The 18197-nt window shown below is 35.1% G+C and carries 22 protein-coding genes and 1 other RNA gene; 11 read left to right on the forward strand and 12 right to left on the reverse strand.

Annotated elements, in window-relative coordinates; all coding sequences use genetic code 11:
- Window positions 1-40: 40 nt before the first annotated feature.
- The 4 genes from ABWU74_RS04130 (at window position 41) to ABWU74_RS04145 (ending at window position 3925) form a co-directional block, all read left to right on the forward strand.
- A complete protein-coding gene (locus ABWU74_RS04130; protein WP_353289214.1) occupies window positions 41-1549 on the forward strand; it encodes a YifB family Mg chelatase-like AAA ATPase in 1509 nt (502 codons plus the stop codon).
- An 83-nt stretch (window positions 1550-1632) separates the two neighbouring features.
- Window positions 1633-2082: a hypothetical protein gene (locus ABWU74_RS04135; RefSeq protein ID WP_353289215.1), complete on the forward strand. Its 450-nt coding sequence runs from the start codon at window positions 1633-1635 to the stop codon at window positions 2080-2082.
- Between the two features lie 248 nt (window positions 2083-2330).
- Window positions 2331-3527 (forward strand): cell division protein FtsZ, encoded by a 1197-nt coding sequence (gene ftsZ, locus ABWU74_RS04140; RefSeq protein ID WP_010962790.1) that lies wholly within the window; start codon window positions 2331-2333, stop codon window positions 3525-3527.
- Window positions 3527-3925, forward strand: a complete 399-nt coding sequence (locus ABWU74_RS04145) for an EVE domain-containing protein (protein WP_007549395.1) — start codon at window positions 3527-3529, stop codon at window positions 3923-3925. The genes ftsZ and ABWU74_RS04145 overlap by 1 nt, the downstream gene beginning before the upstream one ends.
- A gap of 33 nt (window positions 3926-3958) precedes the next feature.
- On the opposite strand, the gene ABWU74_RS04150 is transcribed toward ABWU74_RS04145, so the two are convergent.
- Window positions 3959-4138, reverse strand: a complete 180-nt coding sequence (locus ABWU74_RS04150) for a hypothetical protein (RefSeq protein ID WP_022626337.1) — start codon at window positions 4136-4138, stop codon at window positions 3959-3961.
- A gap of 15 nt (window positions 4139-4153) precedes the next feature.
- The gene (locus ABWU74_RS06715; RefSeq protein WP_255322244.1) at window positions 4154-4285 is read right to left on the reverse strand and encodes a hypothetical protein; all 132 of its coding nucleotides are present in this window, start codon (window positions 4283-4285) and stop codon (window positions 4154-4156) included.
- Between the two features lie 24 nt (window positions 4286-4309).
- Between ABWU74_RS06715 and ybeY the strand changes: the two genes are divergently transcribed.
- Together ybeY and ABWU74_RS04165 are read left to right on the forward strand one after the other, a co-directional pair.
- Window positions 4310-4762: an rRNA maturation RNase YbeY gene (ybeY, locus tag ABWU74_RS04160; RefSeq protein WP_010082473.1), complete on the forward strand. Its 453-nt coding sequence runs from the start codon at window positions 4310-4312 to the stop codon at window positions 4760-4762.
- An 86-nt stretch (window positions 4763-4848) separates the two neighbouring features.
- On the forward strand, window positions 4849-5637 hold the full coding sequence (locus ABWU74_RS04165) for a succinate dehydrogenase iron-sulfur subunit (protein WP_353289216.1): 789 nt from the start codon (window positions 4849-4851) through the stop codon (window positions 5635-5637).
- 3 nt (window positions 5638-5640) lie between these two features.
- On the opposite strand, the gene ABWU74_RS04170 is transcribed toward ABWU74_RS04165, so the two are convergent.
- From ABWU74_RS04170 to ABWU74_RS04185, 4 genes are read right to left on the reverse strand one after another with little or no spacing between them, the layout of a single operon-like run.
- Window positions 5641-6777, reverse strand: coding sequence for a hypothetical protein (locus ABWU74_RS04170; protein ID WP_010962793.1), 1137 nt, complete (start codon window positions 6775-6777; stop codon window positions 5641-5643).
- Between the two features lie 42 nt (window positions 6778-6819).
- Window positions 6820-7599 (reverse strand): GNAT family N-acetyltransferase, encoded by a 780-nt coding sequence (locus ABWU74_RS04175; RefSeq protein WP_006280097.1) that lies wholly within the window; start codon window positions 7597-7599, stop codon window positions 6820-6822.
- Entirely contained in the window at window positions 7589-8071 is a 483-nt protein-coding gene (locus tag ABWU74_RS04180) for a phosphatidylglycerophosphatase A (RefSeq protein ID WP_006279290.1), read from the reverse strand. The genes ABWU74_RS04175 and ABWU74_RS04180 overlap by 11 nt, the downstream gene beginning before the upstream one ends.
- A gap of 19 nt (window positions 8072-8090) precedes the next feature.
- The gene (locus tag ABWU74_RS04185; RefSeq protein ID WP_010962796.1) at window positions 8091-9074 is read right to left on the reverse strand and encodes an NAD(P)H-dependent glycerol-3-phosphate dehydrogenase; all 984 of its coding nucleotides are present in this window, start codon (window positions 9072-9074) and stop codon (window positions 8091-8093) included.
- Window positions 9075-9399: 325 nt separating this feature from the next.
- Between ABWU74_RS04185 and ABWU74_RS04190 the strand changes: the two genes are divergently transcribed.
- Window positions 9400-10170 (forward strand): response regulator transcription factor, encoded by a 771-nt coding sequence (locus ABWU74_RS04190; RefSeq protein ID WP_010962797.1) that lies wholly within the window; start codon window positions 9400-9402, stop codon window positions 10168-10170.
- A 51-nt stretch (window positions 10171-10221) separates the two neighbouring features.
- On the opposite strand, the gene rnpB is transcribed toward ABWU74_RS04190, so the two are convergent.
- Window positions 10222-10571: RNase P RNA component class A (rnpB, locus tag ABWU74_RS04195), an RNA gene on the reverse strand.
- 157 nt (window positions 10572-10728) lie between these two features.
- Window positions 10729-11319 (reverse strand): hypothetical protein, encoded by a 591-nt coding sequence (locus ABWU74_RS04200; RefSeq protein ID WP_353289217.1) that lies wholly within the window; start codon window positions 11317-11319, stop codon window positions 10729-10731.
- Between the two features lie 322 nt (window positions 11320-11641).
- Between ABWU74_RS04200 and ABWU74_RS04205 the strand changes: the two genes are divergently transcribed.
- A protein-coding gene (locus tag ABWU74_RS04205; RefSeq protein WP_353289218.1) for an IS5 family transposase occupies window positions 11642-12431 on the forward strand; the annotation gives its coding sequence in 2 pieces (ribosomal slippage) (window positions 11642-11902 and window positions 11904-12431; 789 coding nt in all).
- Here ABWU74_RS04205 and ABWU74_RS04210 read toward each other — a convergent pair.
- Together ABWU74_RS04210 and ABWU74_RS04215 are read right to left on the reverse strand one after the other, a co-directional pair.
- Window positions 12409-13215, reverse strand: a complete 807-nt coding sequence (locus tag ABWU74_RS04210; protein ID WP_353289219.1) for a hypothetical protein — start codon at window positions 13213-13215, stop codon at window positions 12409-12411. The two genes, ABWU74_RS04205 and ABWU74_RS04210, sit on opposite strands and share 23 nt — an antisense overlap.
- 120 nt (window positions 13216-13335) lie before the next feature.
- Window positions 13336-13695, reverse strand: a complete 360-nt coding sequence (locus tag ABWU74_RS04215; protein ID WP_353289220.1) for a hypothetical protein — start codon at window positions 13693-13695, stop codon at window positions 13336-13338.
- 224 nt (window positions 13696-13919) lie between these two features.
- Here ABWU74_RS04215 and nuoE point away from each other — a divergent pair, with 224 nt between their 5' ends.
- From nuoE to ABWU74_RS04230, 3 genes are all read left to right on the forward strand, one after another.
- On the forward strand, window positions 13920-14420 hold the full coding sequence (nuoE, locus tag ABWU74_RS04220; protein WP_264329512.1) for an NADH-quinone oxidoreductase subunit NuoE: 501 nt from the start codon (window positions 13920-13922) through the stop codon (window positions 14418-14420).
- Window positions 14421-15635 carry a tRNA guanosine(34) transglycosylase Tgt gene (gene tgt, locus ABWU74_RS04225; RefSeq protein WP_010082445.1) on the forward strand — a complete coding sequence of 405 codons (1215 nt, stop codon included), beginning with the start codon at window positions 14421-14423 and terminating at the stop codon, window positions 15633-15635.
- A 191-nt stretch (window positions 15636-15826) separates the two neighbouring features.
- Window positions 15827-16144 (forward strand): hypothetical protein, encoded by a 318-nt coding sequence (locus tag ABWU74_RS04230; RefSeq protein WP_010082444.1) that lies wholly within the window; start codon window positions 15827-15829, stop codon window positions 16142-16144.
- A 6-nt stretch (window positions 16145-16150) separates the two neighbouring features.
- On the opposite strand, the gene ABWU74_RS04235 is transcribed toward ABWU74_RS04230, so the two are convergent.
- Window positions 16151-17422 carry a M16 family metallopeptidase gene (locus ABWU74_RS04235; RefSeq protein ID WP_010962800.1) on the reverse strand — a complete coding sequence of 424 codons (1272 nt, stop codon included), beginning with the start codon at window positions 17420-17422 and terminating at the stop codon, window positions 16151-16153.
- On the reverse strand, window positions 17419-18039 hold the full coding sequence (locus tag ABWU74_RS04240; RefSeq protein ID WP_010082437.1) for a superoxide dismutase: 621 nt from the start codon (window positions 18037-18039) through the stop codon (window positions 17419-17421). Before ABWU74_RS04240 ends, ABWU74_RS04235 begins: the two co-directional genes overlap by 4 nt.
- Window positions 18040-18197: the final 158 nt, after the last annotated feature.

Below are 18197 nucleotides of genomic sequence, written 5' to 3' on the forward strand. Positions count from 1 at the left end.
TTCTTTAATATATTGTATTAACAATTTTATATAATATATTATGATTGCAAATATAAATACCGTTGCGCTTCAGGGAATTAGCACAGTAAATGTCAATGCACAAATTCATATGGCAAATGGTATTCCAGCTTTTAATATTGTTGGATTGCCAGATCAAACTGTTGCGGAATCCAAAGAACGCATCAGAGCAGCGTTAAATTCAATCAATCTACTACTACCTCCAAAAAGAATTACAGTTAATCTCTCCCCTGCGGATTTACTGAAAGAAGGTAGTCATTATGACTTGGCTATTGCTATTGGACTACTTGTTGTAATGAATGTGATACCAGTTGAAAAAGTTCAGTCTTATATCATTATGGGTGAGCTTGCCCTTGATGGCAGAGTTATTCCAGTTTCAGGAGTGCTGCCAACAGCGATCAATGCAAAACAGGCAAATAAAGGAGTAATTTGCCCAAGGGGAAATGGAGTAGAGGCTTCATGGGTAAAGAATGTTTCAATTCTAGCTATAGAGAAATTAACTGATATTATCAGACACTTTAAGGGTGAGCAATTAATTCAGCCAGTAATTTTTAAATATAGTGATGCACCCAAAGAAAAAAGATTGGTTCCCGATATGAAGGATATTAAAGGCCAAGTTGTTGCAAAAAGAGCAGCTGAAATTGCAGCAGCAGGTGGGCATAATATGCTTCTTGTTGGCCCTCCTGGTACTGGAAAATCAATGCTTGCTAAGCGCTTTATAGGATTGCTGCCTGATTTAACCGAACAGGAGATGATTGATGTTAATATTATTTCCAGCATAACAAAAACTGGTAATGAAATATTCAAAGTAACTCGCCCCTTTCGTGAACCTCATCACTCATGTTCCATGCCAGCAATGATAGGAGGAGGAAAGAATGCAAAACCCGGAGAAATTACCATGGCTCACAATGGCGTGTTATTTCTTGATGAGCTACCTGAATTTCCAAGACTCGTGCTTGATTCTCTGCGCCAACCACTTGAAGATAGAAAAGTTACCGTTGCAAGGGCAAATGCTCACATAACCTACCCTGCCAATTTTCAACTGATAGCTGCAATGAACCCTTGCAGGTGCGGTTATTTAGGTGATGCAAGCAGATCGTGCAACAAAGCTCCAAAGTGTGGCACAGATTACAAAAACAAAATATCAGGCCCATTGCTTGATAGAATAGACATATGCATTGAAATGCCAAACGTTAGCATACTCTCTCCTGAAATCTCTGTGGAGGGAGAAAGTACTAAAATTATAAGAGAAAGAGTGATAGCAGCAAGAAAAGTTCAAACTGAGCGCTATAGTGAATTAAATATTCGTTGCAATTCAGAAGTAAGCGGTGAAGCATTTAATAAATTTACTGAACCAGATCAGGCAGGGTTAGAATTGCTAAAATACGTACTGAAAGAAAATTACATTTCCAATCGAGGCTACACACGCGTATTAAAAGTTGCAAGAACTATTGCAGATCTTGCAAAAAGTGAAGAAGTAAAAAGAGCACACATTGCTGAAGCGCTCAATTACAGAATAAAGGTATATTAAAAAATTAGTTTACTTGACAGGCAATTTTTTTTACTATATGCTTCCTTAATGAAATTTTAACATTCTATTTAAGGAGTAGAGTTATGGCATTAACAAATTATGAGTATAGAAAAGAGGATGGCATTTTTCATGCTATTTCAGAAGGATATATACAAGCTGAAAAATACTGGGGAATTCCTGGTGGAGCTGGTGGAGCTGGTCAGTACGCTATGCATAATAAAGGGAGAACAGCATTATTTCCGCTTGCAGTTGCAAGTGTTGTCTTTACAGCAATGCATATGAAAGCAGGCTTTGTTAGTGCAGCAGAAGCTTCTGGGTTTCTTGCTAAGACTGCCAGTTACTTTGTTGGAACAAATCAAGCAATAGCTGCTTCATTACCTGGATTTATCGGAACAGGTGTTGCTGGTCAGATAGTTGCGGGTGCCATAATGGCAATTGCTGCAGTTGCTGCTGTTTATGGAACATATCAAGTTGCCTCAAAATTAAAAGATGTTGCAGTTGAAGCATTGAAAGGGAAAGATCAGACAATATAATAATCTTCAACAAAATAAAAAGGGATAGGTTTCTGTCCCTTTTTATAAACGTTTTCTATTTTTTGCATCGGTTAAGTGATGTCATCTAAGAATCTAGTTATTATAATTAACGGCACTTATTAGTATAAATGTTAAGAATAAGTAAATCCCGTTTACTATTTACGCCTATAGAAGTGAAAAGTATTTGCATATTATTAAAAAAGCGGTAACTTATTATCAAGTGAATTCGCTAAATTTGAGTAATTTAAATGTCTATTGATCTTAGTCTGCCGGAGTTGCCTATATTACACCCAAGGATTACCGTTGTGGGAGTGGGTGGTGCTGGTGGAAATGCTGTGAATAACATGATCCAATCTAATTTGCAAGGAGTGAATTTTGTTGTCGCAAATACCGATGCTCAAGCACTAGAAAAGTCGTTATGTGATAAAAAAATTCAGCTTGGCATTAATTTAACTAAGGGGCTTGGTGCTGGTGCTTTGCCTGATGTTGGCAAAGGTGCAGCAGAAGAGTCAATTGATGAGATTATGGAGCATATAAAAGATAGTCATATGCTTTTCATCACAGCAGGAATGGGCGGTGGTACTGGAACCGGTGCAGCACCGGTAATTGCAAAAGCAGCCAGAGAAGCAAGAGCCGCAGTTAAGGATAGAGCGCCAAAAGAAAAAAAGATATTGACTGTTGGAGTTGTAACTAAACCGTTCGGTTTTGAAGGTGTGCGCCGTATGCGCATTGCAGAGCTTGGACTTGAAGAACTGCAAAAATACGTGGATACACTTATTGTCATTCCAAATCAGAATTTATTTAGAATTGCAAATGAAAAAACTACATTTTCTGATGCATTTAAACTTGCTGATAATGTTCTGCACATTGGCATCAGAGGAGTAACTGACTTGATGGTCATGCCAGGGCTTATCAATCTTGACTTCGCTGATATAGAAACAGTAATGAGCGAGATGGGCAAAGCGATGATCGGCACCGGAGAGGCAGAAGGAGAAGATAGAGCAATTAGTGCTGCAGAGGCTGCAATATCTAATCCATTGCTTGATAATGTATCAATGAAAGGTGCGCAAGGAATATTAATTAACATTACTGGTGGCGGAGATATGACTCTGTTTGAAGTTGATGCTGCAGCCAATAGAGTGCGTGAAGAAGTAGATGAAAATGCAAATATAATATTTGGTGCTACTTTTGATCAAGCGATGGAGGGAAGAGTTAGAGTTTCTGTTCTTGCAACTGGCATTGATGGTCGCAATAATAAATCAGAAACTTCACCTATAAGTCAGAGCGAAGACTCAGAGAAAGAGAAATTTAAGTGGCCATATAGTCAAAGTGAAAGTACACAAGACAAAACACTGGAAACAAAACCAGCTGAACAGGTAAGCGAAGGAGCTAAGTGGGGCAGCAATATCTATGATATACCAGCTTACTTAAGAAGAAAAAAATAATGCAATTTTGGCTACTTAAGTCAGAGCCAAGTGAATACTCATGGCAAAAAATGGAAAAGGAGCAGGTAGTTGAGTGGGATGGTGTGCGCAATTATCAAGCTCAAAATTACATGAAAATTATGAAAGCAAGCGATCTTGCGTTTTTTTATCATACAGGTAAAGAGAAAGCAATACTTGGAATCGTTGAAGTATTTAAAGAGTATTATCATGTTAATGATCCCAAGTTCGGATTAGTGAATGTAAAGTTTTTGAAACCTTTAAATAACCAAGTAACGTTAAATAATATAAAACAAAACCCACTTTTGAAAAATATGACTATATTAAAACAACCACGTTTATCAATTGCCCCAGTTTCGGAAATTGAATGGAATGAAATAATAAGGATGAGTGATGTGTAATACCTGTCATTTCAGTTCCTAAATGATGTCATCTCAGCACACAACGCACAGCTGTATGAATATTTGTCTCGAAGGCAGTGCATTAAACGTTATAGCCGATTTTGCATCAAACACAAAGGTGTCATTCCAGTGCTTGACACTGGAATCCAGCCTTAATGCAACCACATTAAAGCCGTTGTGTTTTAATATAAGATTAGCTACTTTTATATTCACTAACTTGATGTCTAATCAAAATTCCTGGATCCCAGTGCCTAGACACTGGGATGACATCCTTCTAGTGTACAATATTCGTACAGTTGTGTACATGACACAAGGGTCTATAACTCTTCTTTTTTGGATTCCAGTGTCAGCTATTTGCATGACACCCTTACTGATGTGTCACTCATGTTAGAAGTAAATATTCTTGACAAGAAATGGTGCAGCATTATAGAAAATCCTAAAAATTTTGTATTAGGTGTCATCAATGCTTCTCTAAAAGAATTAAAAATAGACCACTATAAACCAAATATATCAATAGCTCTGGCTGATGATGACTTGCTACATCAACTTAATTTAAAATTTAGAGAAATGGATAAGCCAACTAACGTACTATCATTTCCGTATGAACAATTGTCTAATGAGTGCGATTTAGGAGACATAGCAATTTCAATAGACACAATAAAAAGAGAATCGCATGAGTATTATATACCCATTCTTGCTCACATTGCACACATGTTAGTGCATGGATTACTGCATTTACTTGGTTATGATCACCAAAAAAAAGATGAAGAAATTATAATGAAAAATCTAGAAAGAGAGATTTTAGCTTCGCTTGGCTACAATATGTGTGCGATTTAAAAGGAATTTAATAAAAATATAGTAGATGATAATAAAATATGTTATCTACAAAAGGTTTTAGCTATAAACAATAAAAGGTAAGTGATATGGTTCAGTTTTCTTTGCCAAAGAATTCTAAAATTAATCAAAAGGGCAAAATTTATCCTATTCCTGCTAGAGCAAAAAACATCAGAAGATTTCAAATTTACCGTTGTTCTGCTGATGACGAGAAAAACCCTAGAATAGACACATTTTTTATTGATATGGATAGTTGTGGCCCTATGGTACTTGATGCATTAATAAAAATAAAGGATGAAATAGATTCGACTTTAACTTTCAGACGTTCTTGTAGAGAAGGCATATGTGGATCTTGTGCCATGAATATTGACGGAACCAATACTCTTGCATGTACTAGATCTATACATGATATAAAAGGTGACGTAAAAATATATCCATTACCTCACATGTATGTAATAAAGGACCTAGTCTCGGATTTGAGCCAATTTTATGAGCAATACAAATCAATTAAACCTTGGTTACAAGCAGATAAGCCTGCCCTACCAAATAAAGAATACTCTCAATCTTCTGAAGATAGAAAAAAATTAGATGGCTTGTCCGACTGTATATTATGTGCTTGCTGTTCGACTGGTTGCCCAAGCTACTGGTGGAATAGTGATAAATTTTTAGGACCAGCAATACTATTACAAGCTTACAGATGGATTGCTGACAGCCGTGATAATAAGACAGGTGAAAGACTTGATGTTTTAAACGACCCATTCAAGTTGTATCGTTGTCATACAATAATGAATTGCACAAAAACTTGTCCTAAAGGACTTAATCCAGCAAGAGCAATAGCGAAAGTAAAACAGCTCATGGTAGAGAGAGAAGGAGTTTAAGTATTATCTTTTGCATTCTTCGTAAGAGAACAGCAAACCTTCCGAAGCGTAGGGTATTGTTAATACCCTGAACGCTTTTCCGTTTGTGAAGTGCATCGTATCATCGTACGATTCAAATAATTTTTTGAACAACTCATGTCTTTGGTTACTAATAGTTTGAAAATCCTCTTTTTCTAAAAGCTTTTTAGATTCGAAGAGGTAAAGCATAACTTCGTGATAAGTTGGGTAAGATGCCAAAAATTTTGGGTCAAATTGAAAGGTTTTTATAAAAGCATTATTATAAAATTTTAGCTTTTGATTCTTACTATATATTACTATAGCAACCGGTAACCTCTCAAGCAAATTTTTCTGTGTAGCTAAATAACTGTTTAATTCAGTATATAATTTCTCTGCATCACTAACATCTTTCCCATACATTACTATGCTACCAGAACCTTGTATTGGAATTTTAACAAAATCGAAAACCTTAGGTTCGTTCTTATAAGTTATGACATGTCTTCCTGGTTTTGTGCTATGAGCGCTACCGGTAATAGCAAATTTCTTAGAACCATCTACATATTTATCATAAAACAAGTTATAAAATTCCACCTTTCTACTCTTGTTATATCTTAGTATTGGAAATGGTAAAGAGTTGAAAACGTTTTTATAGCTCTCCACTTCCTGTGTAAGCTTACTATTTTCTAACTCAAGTCCGTTAGCCTTTATCTTACAGTCTGAGACATTCCTTATCCATAACAGCACACCTATCACATTGTTAGAATCATCTATTATGCTTCTACCGTAACATATGCAATAAACCTCACTGTCTTTTGACTTTAAATCTAGAGTAAAAGATTTATTTATTTCCTTTGCCTCAACAAAATTTTTGATTAAGCTTTCTGATTGCTCAAAAAAATTCACAAACTCATTAAATGAGTAAAAAACAGTATTAAGCAAAATTAGTAAATTGGGAGAGAACTTTTCTATACGTTTTTTTGCATCCCAAATATAAAACCCATCATTCACAGTATCAATTAAATTATTTATGATAACATTTTGATGCTGTAAGTTCTTAATCTTATTACTAATTTTTAATTTAGAATAAGAGAGAAAGAATAATATTAGAATCAATATTAAAACCACTTCATACAAAAAAAACATAGCACTTTTAAAACAAATGTAAAAATTTGTAACCGCTCAGAATTATGCTGAAGAGGTATATAAGTAAAGATTGCCTAACATTTGAAAGCCCAATCTCTTATAAAGGTTCACAGAAGATTTCATACAATGTGCTACTATATATTTGCATTCAAGCTGTTTAGCTATCTTTATTCTTTCTAAAACCATTTGGGTACCTATTCCACGATTCCTGTAAATTGGTAAAACTCCATCACTATAAAAACCAGCTACGCTATCTTGAACATAAAGACCGCATGTCCCAATAATTTCATTATTTAGTGTTACAAGAAAAAATCTTAATCTTGAGTTCTTATCATCATAATTTGATAATCCGCGAAAAAATGTGCTGACAATTCCAACGCCATGATAAAAAATTTTAGAAGTGTGTAGATCTAACTGTTCTAAGAGGTTGCTACCATTCACAGCATTTAACCTCAAGTTTGGAATAACATCAGCAGGTAAAAAGTAATTTTTCATATTAAGTAAAGCTTTTTTTGGTGTGCTAACGTGTTTTATTTCACACTTTTCTAAAATATCTCTTATTTTCATATGTGAATTTATTACCCATGTTGCTTCTATATCTCTTGTTCTGAGATAATCTAGAGTTTTTTGTATAGAAAGCTCGGTACATTGATCTCCACAGAACACAAAATTAAATAATGACTCCCTGGTACCATTTATTGTAAATATGATGTTATCAAATTCATCGTGTACTTCCCACTCAGATAAATTCGCTGTGTACAGTATATAATCCTTTAGATTTTGAACAATTAAGCTTGAATAATAAATTTTTTTATCCTGCATACACCAACAATAAACAATAAAAGGCTCCTATAAGAACACAGGCTAAAATTGCAGCTATAACGTCATCTAGCATAATACCTAAAGGACCTTTGGTATTTTTATCGATTAAATTTATAGGCCACGTTTTTATTATATCAAAAAACCTAAAAGAAAAAAAGCACAACAACAATGAAGAACAATTCATCTCTTGGCTTAACAATATCGAAACTAAAAGTATCGTCAGCAATTGACCAACCACTTCGTCAATTACTACCTCTTTTGGATCACATGAAGTCTTGTAATGTTTTATATAATTACCTGTAGACCATAATCCAATTAAGAATAAAAAAGAAATAATTGCTGCACCTAAAATTTTGTTGCTCAGGATTACAGGAACAAGCGGAAAAGAAGCCAAACTACCCACAGTACCTGGCATTTTTTTTACTGTTCCAGACAGCCACCACGTTGATATTAATTTATATAAAAATTTCACAATATATCCAAATACAAAATTAACTTATAAGAACAGAAAGAGTATCCTCTATAGAGGCGCTTTCATACAATAATCTATAGACCGCTTCACATATAGGCATTTTTATCTTTAGCTTTCCTGCTAAATTAAATATGGACTCAGCAGTGCTAAAACCTTCAATCACTGACTTGCCTTCTGACAAAATCTGCTGAACATTAAAGCCATTGTCACTATTACCTATTTTAAACCCAAAAGATAAGTTTCTTGAATTCAAGGATGTGCATGTCATAATTAGGTCACCCAGACATGCTGGCCCAAGTAGTGTATTTATATCCACACTACCGTCACCAATTTTTGCTGAGTATAAAGCCTTAATTTCGCTCATACTTTTCGTAATCAATGCTGCATGAGCATTAAACCCAAGTTTACTACCTAGAACAATCCCACACGCTATAGCAAAAACGTTCTTTAACGCTGCACAAATCTGTACTCCTATAATGTCGTTACTAAACTCCAATTTAACATTTTCTTGTTGCAGCTCTGATACTAGCTTTGAACCTAATGTGTTATTTTGGCATGCAAGAACCATTGAATAGGGTAATTTTCTTGCAACTTCTACAGCAAAGCTAGGACCTGAAAAAATAGCAATAGGATTGTTAGGTAAAATTTCATTTACTATTTCACTAGGTAATTTTAATGTAGACTTTTCTATTCCCTTACAAGCTAAAATTATTGCTACATCTTTTTTCAGATTACAATTATGCAATTGCTGACATACCTTCCTCAGAGACTGAGTGGGAACAGCGAGGATTGTTACTGAAGCATTAATTATGTCTTCAATAGCCAATTTTACTGACACATTATCAGAAATTCGACAACCGGGTAGCTTGTCACTTTCTCTTTTCCCGTTGATTGATTCAAATGTAGTTTCATTGTGAGTCCACAAAATCACATCTTTCTTACTACCTAATGAAATTGCGATTGCTGTACCCCATGCACCAGCACCTAAAATTGATATTGCCACACAATATTCCTGAAAATATTACTTATACTTTAAAATAGTAGGATAAGTAAATTAAAAATATAACACAGACATATAGAATAGTTAAATATTTATTAACCGAAGTATTCTTTTAATAATAGTAACTTTAATTCAATATTTACTAAAAATATTATTACTATCATGGTATGTCTATTATATTTTAGATCTATTTATATAACTTTGGAACAATATATTTACTATTAATCAATAAGTGTAATTTTGATCATTTGTTAATAAAAATTTGATTTATTACTTTCCTTAGTTATATATATTACTAAAATTATAAATTATTTATGGGGTGTAAAATATGCGTATATTATTAATTGAAGATGATCAAGTAAGTGCAAAGACTGTAGTTAACGCCTTAACTTCTGATGGACACTTCTGTGACGTTGTTACTTCTGCACAAGATTATAACAATAATATGGTTTCCTCAAACGGAGATTACTATGACCTAGTTATTTTAGATATACACTTACCTGGTGATATTGACGGATATGATATATTGTTAAGACTAAGAAGTGCAAAAATCAAAGTTCCTGTCTTAATACTTTCATGCATATCCGCTGTCAATCACAAAGCTAAAGGACTCGGGTATGGTGCCGATGATTACTTAACCAAGCCATTTCATAAAAGCGAGTTATTAGCTCGAATTAAGGCCATAGTGCGTCGTACTAAAGGCCATCCTGAATCGGTGATAAAGATTGGTAATATAAATATCAATTTTGATCACAGGGTTGTTGAGGTGAAAGGTAAAACGGTTCACCTTACTAATAAAGAGTATTCTATGATAGAATTGCTAGCACTGCGTAAAGGAACAGTACTAACAAAAGAAATGTTCTTAAATCATCTTTACAATGGCTTGGATGAACCTTCAGATAACAAGATAGTTGATGTTTTTATGTGCAAATTACGTAAGAAACTTGAAAGTGCAAATGATGGAAAAAGCCACATAGAAACCGTTTGGGGCAGAGGGTATGTTCTGAAAGAGTATATTGATGATGATGAATATTCTAATGTTAATGTAGGCGAAAGTAGTGATGGCTATCAAGCAGAACAAGTGAAGGACAACGCATGAAATGCCTACACATTTAAATATAGCATGGCTTATATCGCACGTATCATGTGAACGCCTAGGTGAAATATAAGCCGAGTTCTGTTTATGTAGCTATTTATCTGGAGTAAATGTTACCATTTACCGCATGCGATTTACCCGAGTAGATATGAGGAAAACATAAAATCTACTTCTATTTAATCTTGCTCCTAGTGTTGGTTACTCGACTACCAATGTTGCCATTGCCATGGTGTGCTCTTACCACACCTTTTCACCCTTACCTAAAAATATTTTAGGCGGTAATTTTCTGTAGCCCTATAACTGGAGTTACCTCCGGCGGGCATTACCCGTCACTATTTTTCCTTGGAGCCCGGACTTTCCTCTGCTATGTTTATCACACAACAGCAGCTACTTATTTCACCTAGGAATTATACTTTAACATGAAAATCACAAAAGCAAAAGACAATTTCCTAACAGTCTACATATTAAAAACATTTAGACAAATAGCTAAAGGTGATATTCCGGCACATCATCACTATCCCAAGATAAGCTTTTTTCACTTTTAGACTCCGCTTCAGTTAGTCAAGAGCCTGGTCCACCGCTTGAAGACGATGAGCTACTTCTTGATCGACTACTACTTTCTACTGATATACTATTTAGCACTGTTTCAGATTGATATATAGTTCGCATTCTGTTACCAGTGGTAAAAATTTCTTCATCGCTACTTGAAGATGATCGCCTTCTATAACCCAAATCAGTTAGTTCTAATACAGGAGCAGCATTACGACCCTTAACATATCTATATGCTATGAATCCTATAATTCCAACAATACCTATTGCTCCAACCAAAGATCCCCCTATCATTCCTGCCTTATTAGACCCTATAGCAAGTTGAGTAGGTTGTGGTGAAGAAGTAGACTGAGGAAGTAAAGTCGTGGTGAATATAGGAGTTGTTGACTCTTTTGTTCTAGTACTTGGTATACTAAATACTGTTTGTGTAGTTTTCTCTGAGCTTGTTGTTGGCGCAGTTGGTTCCACTGTTACTGTGCTTGTTTGAGTCGTTGACTCTGTTGAAGATTTATTCGTTGTAGAAGTAGGTGCAACGGCTTCTGTTGTTGGCTTCACTGTTACTGTACTTGTTTGAGTCGTTGACTCTGTTGAAGGTTTACTCATCGTAGAAGTCGACGCACCAGTCGCTGCTGTAGGTTTTACAGTACTTGTCTCAGTCCCTGAAGTTACTATCGGCACACTAGTTGACGTTGTAGCAACCGTGGTCGCTTGTGAAGTAGTAGTTGTTTTTGCTACTGTCGTTGACTCCGTTGAAGGTTTACTTATTGTAGAAGTAGGTGCAACGGCTTCCGTTGTCAATTTAGTAGTCTTCACAGCGTCGGTTTCTGCTGTGCTAGTAATTGCAGCAGTCGGCGTCTTCTTAGAACCTGTTAAGGATCTCGAAAATATGAGGTAAAATAAGCATAGTTAAGAAAGAGGTATATCTATGCAAAAAAGCTATCCAAGCGATATAAGTCAAGAACAATTTGAAAAAATTAGACCAATACTGGAGAGTAGCAGAAAGAAAACAAAACCAAGGAAACTTGATTTGTATGATGTATTTTGTGCAGTGCTATATGTCCTAAAAAGCCCCTGCCAGTGGAGAATGCTGCCAAAAGATTTTCCGAGGTGGGAGAACGTGTATTACTATTTTCAAATGTGGAATAAAAAGAATGGAGCAGAACCAAGCTTGCTGGAAATAGTCTTAAAAAAAATTAGTTGGAGAGGTTCGTATCAGCAATGGTCGGAAAGAGAAAACCAGTTTCTGTATAATTGATGCCCAAAGCGTTAAAAACACAGATACTGCTGAAAAAAAGGGCTATGATGCAGGTAAAAAGATTTCAGGCATAAAGCGTCATATTGCAGTTGATACGCAAGGCTTGCCACACGCAATTCATATAACAACAGCAGAAGCAACTGATCGTAGCAGTGCTGTGGAAATGGTGGGAAAGGCTGAAAAAAACCTCTCTGAAGTTGAAAATATACTGGTTGATGCTGGCTATACAGGAGAAAATTTTGCAACTCAAATAAAAGCTACTATTGGTGCAACTGTTGAGGTAATAAAGCGGAGTGAATTACATTCTTTCGTTGTATTGCCAAAAAGATGGGTTGTTGAGCGATCTTTTGCTTGGTTGGAAAAATGTAGGCGTTTGTGGAAAAATTGCGAGCGGAAACTCAACACTAGCTTACAAATGGTTGTTCTTTCCTTCATTTCTATTCTATTGAGGAGATTTTAAACAGGTTCTTAGAAGTCACAACCGTTTCTGCAACAGTTATAGGAGCCACGGTACTACTAGAAATAATATCTGGCGTTAATCGACCGTTAATGATATTAACAAAATCACTGAGAGTTTTGATGCTATTTGCCGGTATTATTGTTGCTTCAGAAGATTTTCCAGAGCCGTTTTGATTAAAAGTTACAATATTTTCTCCACTTACCGCAGTTACGATAAAACCACCCTGACCGTTGCCTTTAATATATAATTGCTCTATAGGATCTGTAAATTGATAGATAGGAAAATCTGACACTGATCCATTTTTAAGTAGAGTTGCTATATGTAACCTCTGCTCATTAGCTGATTGGTCATTTTCAAGAAAAGCAACTAGATCATTTCCTTCCGTTTGTTCAACATACTGCAAAAAGCTTATTTCATGTTCTCTAGAAAGAGATAGTGCTTTATTATCTATTTGACCTTTTCGATTACCAAGTAAAAAGCCATTAACTCCATCCTTCAGACCCTGAATCACTTTAGCCATATCAAATTTAAAAATACGTGTTTTTCTCACCTCTTGATTTTCCTTAGTAATCCTTTTGCTCACTTGCGAATAAAGCATCGTGTTTCCATTTAATGCCAATTGCCCCTGATTATCAAAATTGAACAATTTTCTTTCTGTAACACCTTTTTCTCCAGTCAATACCTTAAATTTTCCGCTCTCGCTTGACTTTAAGTACCAAGAAACTAAAGTTTGATCCTTTAAGTTATGGGCGATTACAATTACGTCACCATTACCAACTTTCACTGCTCTTGGTTGAAAGTAACTATTGCCCACATTTGCAAGACTATTATTATCAATATTCTTTTGTAATTTTCTTTTATCTAAATGTTCAACTGAAGGAGTATTAACTGATTGTTTAATTCCCTAAGTGTTAAAAGATAAGCCTTTAACGCATTTTTCTCCTTCTTCGCTAATTCCTTCTTCAGGAAAGATAACTCCAACTTTATCTATTTCAGCTGAATCTTCTATTAATGTGAGAGATAATTGATCTTTGAATTCATTTGCTACGCTGATATTTGTACCACATTCGTATGTTTTTGATTGATATAATGGACTAATAAGTAATTTTACTTTACTGCTCCCATTACCATTATCTTGATAGCTGAGTCCGTAAGCAACTCCATTCCCCTCAATTAATTCTACGTTTGTTGGATTAAAACCTATCGCTTCTTTAATTTCCGGTGTATTTGAGTTGATCCCGAGCAATCTTCTTAATATAGACATAATTTTATTTAAAATATTAATAAAATGCTATTATGATTACTCCTGTGTGTTAATGTCAATGAAAATTTTAACTAAAATTAAAAAATTAATATAATATTTTATACTAAAAGGTAAATATAAGCTTGAAGAGGGCTAAGAAGCTTTATGCTATTTCTCAAAAAACCAACAATTGCAATCATTGGTTCTACAGGTATAATCTGTTAAAGTTTACACGAGTCTCATGAATGATAGAAAAAGAAGAGCAGTTTAGTTTTACATCAGAAAACCTCAAGAAAGCGGGAAAGTTTATAGAGATGTATCCCAAAGGTAGAGAAGGTAGTGCTGTTATGCCTTTACTATATCTGGTTCAAGAGCAATGCGGATGGGTTTCTGAATCTGCTATGCGTTATGTTGCTGATATGCTGCATATTCCACATATTCGTGTATATGAAGTGGCAAATTTTTACACCATGTATAATTTAAAACCAGTAGGCAAATATCTAATACAAATTTGTAGAACAACTCCTTGCTGGTTGTGCAATAGTGAAGAAGTTTTAAATACCTTAAAAAAAAAACTTGGAATCAATATCGGTGAGACTACTAAAGATAATTTGTTCACTTTAAAAGAAGTTGAATGCCTAGGTGCATGCGTTAATGCTCCCGTTGTGCAGATCAATAATGACTTCTATGAAAATCTTACTCCTGAGAAAGTAGAAAACATCATAACAGAACTTTCAGGCAAATAGATGAAAGAAGAATTTTCATTCAAGAGAATCAAGCAATCAGGTTCTGCAAGAGTTGGAACAATTAAAACTCCAAATGGAAGCGTAGAAACCCCCGCTTTTATATTCTGCGCAACAAAAGCTGCAATTAAAGCTGCAGATATTGAAAGAATAAGTGAAGCTGGTACCCAAATCATACTTTCCAACACCTATCACCTAATGCTTCAACCAGGAGAGAATACTGTTGCAAAACTTGGTGGTTTGCGCAAGATGATAGGATGGAATGGGCCAATGCTAACTGACTCAGGTGGATATCAGATATTTAGCTTAGGCCACGGATCAGTTTCGGAAGAGATAAAAGGAATAAGAAAAAAACAAAAAACTTTGATCAAAATTAATGAGGATGGGGCAATTTTTCGTTCTTACATTAATGGTAAAATTTATTGCTTAACTCCTGAAAAATCTGTACAAATTCAACAGAAATTAGGTGCAGATTTAATCCTAGTTTTAGATGAATGCACTCCATTTCACGTAAGCAAAGAATACACAGCAAAATCAATGCTCATGAGCCACAGATGGGCTGAACGTTCTTTAAATGAATTTGAAAAAAACAATAATGGCAAGCAGGCACTGTATGGAATTAGTCAAGGCGGAGTGTATCAAGATTTACGTAGAGAAAGTTGTGATTTTATCAACGATTTGCCATTTTTTGGTCAAGCAATAGGTGGATCACTTGGTCAAAGTAAAGAGCAGATGCATGATGTAGTTTCTTTCACTATGGACCACCTGAAAAAAGACAGGCCTACTCATTTGCTTGGTATTGGTGGAATTGTGGACATCTTTCGCGGAGTAGAGCTTGGAATTGACACGTTTGATTGCGTGCATCCAACCCGCTTAGCAAGGCATGGTGGCGCACTTGTTAAAGTAAAAAACAGAAATTCTATTTCTTCAAAGTGCAAAGAGCATATTAATTTGCGGAATCAACGATTTGAGCTGGACAACAACCCAATTGAAAGTGACTGTTTATGCTTTACCTGCAGAAAACATTCAAGAGCTTATATACACCATTTACTGAAAGCTAAAGAGCTCCTGGCTTACACGCTCGTTACCATTCATAATATTTTCTTTATGAATAAGTTAATGGCATCAATAAGGCAGGCTATATTAGATGATAGGCTAGATCGGGAGAAAAATAATTGGATTAGTGAGACACCACTACACTGTGAATTATACACCTAGTTCATATTTTTCTACGCTTATTCTATATTCCCTAAAACAGAAAAAGCCTTCCTCTTCCTACTCTTTCTTCCTTGGCTAATCCATAGTTAGCGTTTTTTGCACATGTGCGTTGCATTTTTTAATCTTCTTTAAAAACTTGACAATACATGACAACACTGGTATGTTAAAAATATAGTTTTTGTGAGGTATTTATGGTTAACAATAAAGAAAAACATCAAATAGCGTTTTGCGTTTCAGCCGTTACATTCTTAGCTGGGTTATCATTAATCGCAACTGCAATTGCAGTGGGTACCGTACCTGCTATAGCTGCTTGTCTAGTGATAGGAGGAATTTTGACTGTCTTGTCTGGTGTGCAAGCAGTAGAAAGCTATTTATTTTTACGAAACAGCGAGAAAACTTTGAATAAACTGATAAGTAATATACGCGATGAACCAGAAAGCAAACTTTTTATAGAAAGGATTTTGCAACCGTTCATTGAACTTTTTAGTGAGCTTAAGCAACATAATTAAAGTACACTAAGCTTTAAGCATAGAAACCACTTTATCGTAACTTGGCAATGATTCAATTTCTCCAATTGCAGCTAGAGTGGTTTTTTCATGCTGAGATAACAATTCTTCTGCTGCTTTTTTTACGTTAGCAGTGGTAACTGCACTAATTTTTTCTATTAATTCATTTTTACTGATGTACCTATTATAGTTACCGTAGTAGTGTCCCAATGTTTCAGCACGTGAGCTAACACTTTCGCGTGACATTAAAATTTGGGATTTTACTCGCTCTTTCACTCTATTTACTTCTTCTTCCTTCAGATCATCTGTAGACAACTTCTTCAACTCTGTCGTTATAGATTTTAAAAGCTTATCTAAGTTACTACTGTCTGTACCAGCAAAAATGGAAAACATTCCTGTATTAGTATAGCTGGAATTAAATGAATAAACAGAGTAAGCTAATCCCTGCTTTTCCCTTACTTCCTGAAATAAACGTGATGACATTCCGCTCCCTAATATAGAATCAAGCACTTGAAACGTGTGATATTTATCGTCATGGCGAGAAACACTAGGTAGACCAATTAGCAAGTGTACCTGATCTAATTTACGATGTTCTAAATACTCACCACCAGTACAGCTCGCATTTTGGCTTTTTTTCAGCTTTTTAGAATGAATCTTTGAGAGAAAATCTTTGGTTAATGCAACAACTTCTTCATGTTCAACATTTCCTGCAACGGCAAATAGCATATTCTCACCAAAGTAATGCTCATTTATGTAATTATCTAGATCTCCTCGAGTAAAAGATTTTACAGTATTTTGCGTGCCTAAGATTGACCTACCAAATGGTTGGTCTTTATAAGCTGCCTCAAAATATTTGTCGAAAATAATGTCACTTGGTGAATCATTAGTTTGAAAAATCTCTTGTATTACAACACCCTTCTCACGTTCCAATTCATCTTCTGGAAACGTGGAATTCATCAATATATCTATTAATATATCAATACCAGTTTTTATGTCTTTCTTGAGGACTTTTGCATAATAGGTGGTGCTTTCCCTACCGGTGCTAGCGTTGAAAACTCCACCTATGTCATCAAAAGCTTTTGCAATTTCAAAGGCAGTTCTTGTCTTCGTCCCTTTGAAAGCCATGTGTTCTAAAAAATGGGATATTCCATTTTGCTTTGCACTTTCTGCTCTACTGCCAACACCAACTCGTATGCTTAAAGCTACGGAATCAATATCACGCACCTGCTCAGTTATTATGCGCAGACCATTATCTAATTTTGTTACCCGGGGTATATTCATCTCATATATTCTTCTAAGTTCTCTTCTGCAAAATCCCAATTAATCAAATGATCAAGGAAAACTTTTATGTAGTCAATTCTACGGTTTTGACAATCTAAATAATAGGCGTGCTCCCACACATCCATAGTGAGTAGTGGCACTTGGCCATAAATTATTGGCAAATCTGCATTTGGAGTCTTGGTGATTTTGAGCTTTCCTAACCTACCTTTTTCGAGCACTAACCATACCCATCCACTGCCAAACTGGCTTACTCCATGACTCGAAAATTCTTCATAAAATTTATCAAAGCCACCGATATCGTCTTGAATTTTTTTTGCTAGAAGACTACCATCTTTAGGCTTACCACCACCATTTTTTTTCATTGAATTCCAATAAAAAGTATGGTTCCAAACTTGTGCTGCATTATTAAATATAGGCAAGTTGCCGCTATTACCATGCACTTTTGTTATTAATTCCTCAATTTTTACATGTTGATAATCCGTATTTTCAACTAGCTCATTGAGTTTATTTAAATATCCTTTATGGTGCTTATCATAATGAAAATCTAAGGTTTTTGCAGATATATAAGGCTCCAAAGCTGTTTTATCGTATGGTAATTCAGGTAAAGTAAAACTCATAAAAACCTCTTTATTTCTAACCTACTTGGATGGTAGGGCAATATATGCTTTTGTGCAACATATAATTAATAGCTAAAACATTTAGGTATCTATTGCATTATTCTAAATTATACTACAATAACGATTATTATATAAGCCATAGAAATGGATTAAATGCA

The sequence above is a fragment of the Wolbachia endosymbiont (group A) of Paraperithous gnathaulax genome, assembly GCF_964028485.1.
GTDB classification, from domain to species: domain Bacteria; phylum Pseudomonadota; class Alphaproteobacteria; order Rickettsiales; family Anaplasmataceae; genus Wolbachia; species Wolbachia pipientis.